Origin of the sequence: Rhodococcus sp. (in: high G+C Gram-positive bacteria) (assembly GCF_049286785.1) — a bacterium.
Taxonomy (GTDB): domain Bacteria; phylum Actinomycetota; class Actinomycetes; order Mycobacteriales; family Mycobacteriaceae; genus Rhodococcus_F.
Genome location: NZ_JBAQEO010000346.1, coordinates 1 through 4480, shown reverse-complemented (window position 1 = coordinate 4480; position 4480 = coordinate 1). Strand labels below are relative to the sequence as shown.

Genomic DNA, 4480 nt, shown 5'->3' with positions numbered 1-4480 from the left:
CACCCGCGAAGCGCGAACAACCGAATCCGTTGCCCGAGTTCGATGGCACCCACGTCGTCGCAGGCCAAGTCGGCCACGGTCTGGAGGGGTTCCGCCGAAGCCACCTCGAGGCACAGTCGGTGGAACGATTGATCCGGTTGCGCCCGGAGCCGACCCGCACCACCACCACTGCCCATGAGGACATCGACCTCGAGGTGTTGTTGTTGGCCGACCCGGAGGCCGCCCGGCAGTTCGTCAAACGGCACCTCGGCCCCCTCGCGGCCGACGACCCGCGCATGGCCGAGTTGCGCTCCACCCTCCGGCTGTACCTCGATATGGACCGAAGCATCTCCAAAGTAGCTGCAGAGGAGCATATTTCACGCAACACGGTGACCTATCGCGTGCAGCAGGCGTTCAGTATCTGCGCGCATTCCGTCGGCGCCCCCACCACCAAGCTTCGCGCAGCTCTCCTGGTCTGCGACTGGCTTGGAGGCTCGTCTCCACCCCACTGATCCTTCCCCGCATATTTTCGGACGTGGAAGCCGTGGCCGAGCCGGTCAACCAGGGGTGAGACTGTGTGATCTCGAAGCGAAGCGGCCGGGCGATCTCTTTCGGGCACGGTCGGCTCGACAGCGAGGAATCGACTCGTGACAATCGCGCGGAGCGGCGGCTCGGCGGAGCGGTGGAGCGGCGGCTCGGCGCCGGCTCCTCGTAGATGCCGCGCGAGGACCCCTGGTGGCGGGTCGGGCAGTTCAGTCAGCGGGCCCCGAGCGTGTGGAGGTATGCGAGAGCCTGATCGAGGCTTCGCACCTCACCACATTTGGCGCCGATGTCACGTAGGTTCGCCTCGTGCGGCTCCCGATGGCGGTCGCCGACGGCGTCGGAGACAACCACGGGCACAAAGCCGTGCTGAAGGGCATCGATTGTGGTGGCACGGATGCACCCGCTGGTCGAGAACCCTGCGATCAGCACGGTATCGACCTTGGTTGCGGTGAGCGCCGCAGCCAGCGAGGTGCCGTGGAAGGCGCTGGGATAGTGCTTGGTGATGACGATCTCACCAGGTTGTGGCTCGAATCCGTCGATGAACTCCGCGAGGGGATTACCCGCGACGAAGCAGCGCAGCGCTGGAACCTTGGTGAAGAACAATCCGCCGAGAACACCGGCTTCGTCCTCGTAGAGCACCTGTGTCAGATAGATCGGAATCCCTGCAGCCGAGGCTGCGGCTCGGAGCCCCCGCATGTTCGAAACCGTTTCCTCTGCACCGGCATACAGCGGCGACGAAGGTTCGGCATATGCCTTGGCCGGATCCACGATCACCAGCGCCGGGCGAGACCCCAGGGGGAGGGCGCCGCCGAATCCGGAGAAGGTGTAGTCCGCCGCGAGATCGTTTCCGGAGATCCGGTTGATCTGTTCGGTCACGAGGTTGCTGGTCCTTCGATCTGTACAAACGTCTTCGATGCGAGGACCGGCTTGATGTGGTCGGTGAGCACGGCGACATGTGCAGGGTGGGCGCGGTACGCCTCCCACGAGGCCTGCGAGTCGAAGGTCATCGTGAACATCACGTCGGCGTTGCCCTCGGTCAGACCGGCGTCGGTGGACACCTCTGCCTTCTGCAGTCCGGGGATCTGCCCGGGCAGGGCGCGTAGCGCCTCGACGATGCCGTTGCGGTTGGTGGTGGTGGCCTCGTCGTTGAGGGTGAGTAGTCCGACGTGACGGAACATTGCGGTAGATCCTTTCGGGGCCGGGTGGATGTGTCAGAAGCGTTCGAGCAGTGAGCCGTAGCCCTCGATCTTGTCGTTGATGCCGTTGGTGCGCAACGCGTGCCAGACGGTAGCGAGATTGATCGCGACGACCGGTTTACCGAGTTCCTTCTCGAGTTCGGCAGCGACCGCGATGGCTTCGAGGTTGGTGCCGGCCTGGATCAGGGCATCGACGTCGGGTCCGTCCACGGCCAGGAACGCCGCCCTGATGTCCTCGGGGCTCTCGTCGGCGATCGATGTCGCGGACGCGGACTTCAGGCCGTGGATGCCTGCGACCTCGAATCCGAGTTCGGTGAAGTACGCGACAACCTGCTCGTCTCCGACCGGCTGGTACGGGGTGACGATGCCGATCTTCTCGGCGCCGAACGCCTTCAGTGCCTCTGCAGCCGCCGTTGCGCCGGTGGTCACGTCGAGTCCGGTGAGTTCGCGGACGTTCTCCTCGAATGCGGCGTTGCCCTCGACGCCACCCCAGAAGGTTTCGGCGGACATGCCCATGACGATGTAGTCCGGCTTTGCCGTCATGACGATCTCCAGTGCCGACGGTAGTGCCGCGTTGAGATCCTCCCGGAAGAGGCCGAAGGCATCAGCTGAATCGAGTGCGGCAGCCTTGATCATGATCCGACCGGTATGCCAGGAGCAGTCCTGCGGCCGGATGTGGTGAAGTTCCCGCTCGACCGAGGTGTTGGTGGAGGGGACGATCAGCGCGAAACGCTTGCCCTTGGTGTCAGGCGTGGCGGGGGTGGTCATACAAGACTCCTCGAGGTAGCGGTGTTGATCTGTGCGGACGCGGACGCGGACGCGGATGCCGCGAGCGCAGCGGTCTGCTCGAGTTGTGCATCCTGCCCGGTCAAGGCGGTGAACTGAGCCCAGTCCTGCTGCGAGCGCCCCGAAGTGCCGGTGGTGCGGATCTGCTTGTACATGGCGGTGATCGCCTCGGTGGACGCGAGGATCGGGGCCACCGGATAGATCATCAATGCGACACCGAGTTCGCGGAGAATCCGCGGATGCGGCAGTGCGGAGTGGTCACCGGCCTCGCTGACGTTGATCATCAGCGGCGTGCCGGGGACGGCGCCGTGGATGGCCCGCAGCAGTTCCTCGCTGTAGGCACCCTCGACGAACACCAGGTCGGCGCCGGCGCCCACGTAGGCGCGCACCCGTGTGAGCGCCGCATCGAGACCCTCGACGGACAGCGCGTCGGTGCGGGCGATGATGAGCGCCGACTGCCTTCGGCCGGCGGCGATCTCGATCTTGGCGACCATCTCCTCGATCGGTACCACCTGGCGGCCGGTCAGATGTCCGCAGCGTTTGGGCGCAACCTGATCCTCGAACTGGATGGCTGCGGCACCGGCACGCTCGAGACGGGTGACGGCCTCGCCGACCTGCAGCACGCCGCCGTAGCCGGTGTCGCCGTCGACGATCAGCGCCATGTCACTGACCGCGGTCATGCGGCGCACCTGTTCGGCCATCTCGGCCAGGCCGAGGTATCCCAGATCGGGTTGGCCGAGTGCAGCGGCGGACACTGCAGCGCCCGAGACGTAACCGGCCTTGAACCCGGACGCGTCCAGTGCCTTGACCGAGACACCGTCGTAGGCTCCGGGTGCCAGAACTGTGTTGTAGCAGAGCAGTTCGGACAGGCGACGTCCGGACGGCCGGGTTGCGGCCGGGACGGCGCGAAGTTCGCGGGCAATGCGACCCATGGTGATCCGCAGCGAGGTGAACATGGCCGAGGCGCGCAGGTGATCGCGCTTGTCGAGCAGGTCGAGGTCCATCGCGGAGAGCAACTCGGCTCGGGCCTCGCGTTGGTCGTCGTCTTCCTCGCTCATCGAATCGTAATTCTTCTGCGCCTGTGCCTGCACGTGATTGAGTGCGGCATCGCGGCGCAGTTCGCTGTAGAGCGAGGCGGCATGAGTGGCGTCGGTTCCGGTCAGTGCCGCGTCGATGACCTCGGCGGCAGCCCAGGCGTCGTGGATTCCGCTGTTCATGCCCATTCCGCCGAGCGGGTTGTTCACATGTGCGGCGTCTCCGGCGAGCAGAATGTTTCCGACGGCGAAGGTGGCGGCGGCGCGCATGTTGACCTTGTAGATCGATGCGTGTGCTACCTCGTACGGGTCGGGTTGCGCCGCGATGCGCTGAAGCCGCGCTTCCATCGCCTCGGGGGAGAGGGCCATCTCGTCGGTCTCGTCGTCGCGGACCGGGAACAGGGCGCGCCAATGGTTCGGCGTCCGCAGCAACACGCCCCATTCTTCGGGGTCGGAGATGTACGAAACGTAGGCCAGATCCTGGAAGTCGTCGCGGAATTCATGGGTGGTCGAGATGACCAGGAAGCGTTCGTCGTAGGTGCGGCCTTCGAACGAAATACCCAGACTCTTACGGATGTTCGACTGGGCGCCGTCGGCTGCGATCACCCAGCGCGCCCGGATCGGGTCGTCGCGATCGGTGTCGGGCAGGAAGATGCGCACGTGCTCGAAACCCTGCTCGACCCGGGTGACCGGGCTCGAGTACTGCAGGGTGACGTTCGGCATCGTCAGGAGGTGGTTGCGGATGATGAGTGTGAGGTTGTTCTGTTCGCTCTGCAACCGGTACGGGTACTTGGTTTCCGCGGCCAGCAGGCTCATGTCCATCTCGGACAGGACGGCGCCGGAGCGTTCGCGGTACTGGAATACCGGTGCCTTCAAGCCGACCTCGTGGAGTTCGTCCGCCACTCCGAGTTCGTCGAGCAGTTCGAGGGAGGACGGGTGGAA

At 65.2% G+C, this 4480-nt stretch carries 5 protein-coding genes; 1 reads left to right on the top strand and 4 read right to left on the bottom strand.

Annotated features, from left to right (window positions below; all coding sequences use genetic code 11):
- Positions 1 to 491: PucR family transcriptional regulator (locus tag WAW17_RS13045; protein ID WP_422333387.1), on the top strand; the 491-nt coding region annotated here is incomplete at its 5' end.
- A gap of 244 nt (positions 492 to 735) precedes the next feature.
- Here the strand turns inward: WAW17_RS13045 and WAW17_RS13040 are convergent.
- The 4 genes from WAW17_RS13040 to WAW17_RS13025 form a co-directional block, all read right to left on the bottom strand.
- Positions 736 to 1398: an isochorismatase family protein gene (locus tag WAW17_RS13040; RefSeq protein WP_422333386.1), complete on the bottom strand. Its 663-nt coding sequence runs from the start codon at positions 1396 to 1398 to the stop codon at positions 736 to 738.
- Entirely contained in the window at positions 1395 to 1700 is a 306-nt protein-coding gene (locus WAW17_RS13035; RefSeq protein ID WP_422333385.1) for a Dabb family protein, read from the bottom strand. The genes WAW17_RS13040 and WAW17_RS13035 overlap by 4 nt, the downstream gene beginning before the upstream one ends.
- Positions 1701 to 1733: 33 nt before the next feature.
- On the bottom strand, positions 1734 to 2486 hold the full coding sequence (locus tag WAW17_RS13030; RefSeq protein WP_422333384.1) for a maleate cis-trans isomerase family protein: 753 nt from the start codon (positions 2484 to 2486) through the stop codon (positions 1734 to 1736).
- Positions 2483 to 4480: isocitrate lyase/phosphoenolpyruvate mutase family protein (locus tag WAW17_RS13025; RefSeq protein ID WP_422333383.1), on the bottom strand; the 1998-nt coding region annotated here is incomplete at its 5' end. The genes WAW17_RS13025 and WAW17_RS13030, both read right to left, overlap by 4 nt.